At 75.3% G+C, this 523-nt stretch carries 1 pseudogene; it reads left to right on the forward strand.

The features are described from left to right. A pseudogene (locus JHN63_RS51930) lies at positions 1-523 on the forward strand (hypothetical protein); the annotation flags it as partial.

The following is a 523-nucleotide window of genomic DNA, read 5'->3' on the forward strand; positions in this document are numbered from 1 at the left end:
AGGAGAACCTGGAGCGGGGGGCTGCGGGCCAGGGCGCCGGTGTCGTCCGTGTCGGGGGCAGCGGGGATGAGGAGCTGCCGGCTATCGGCCAGAGCATCGGCGACGCCCATACTGCCGACACGAGCGACGAGTTCAGCCCGGCCGCCGGCCAGGGCACCCGTGACGTCCGTGTCGTAGCGACCCGGAACGAGGATCTGGCGGCTGTCGGCCCGGAGGCCGGCGACGCCCGTGTCGCCGCCACGGACTACGGGTTCCGCCCGGATGCGGGCCCCGGCGCCGGCGACGTTCGTGTCGAGGCCGCCCGTGACGAGGAGCTGCCGGCCGTCGGCCAGGACCCCGCCGACGTCCATGCTGCCGCCGCTCGCGACGAGTACCGCCCGGCCGCCGGCCAACACACCGACACCACCCCTGCCACCGCCGACCGCGCCGAGCATGCCGAACACCCGCAGGTCGCCGACCAGGACACCTACGACTACGACCCCCGTGTCACCACAGCCCCGGCCCCGGCCGACCTGCTCGCCCC

Origin of the sequence: Streptomyces sp. MBT65, assembly GCF_016612545.1 — a bacterium.
Classification (GTDB): domain Bacteria; phylum Actinomycetota; class Actinomycetes; order Streptomycetales; family Streptomycetaceae; genus Streptomyces.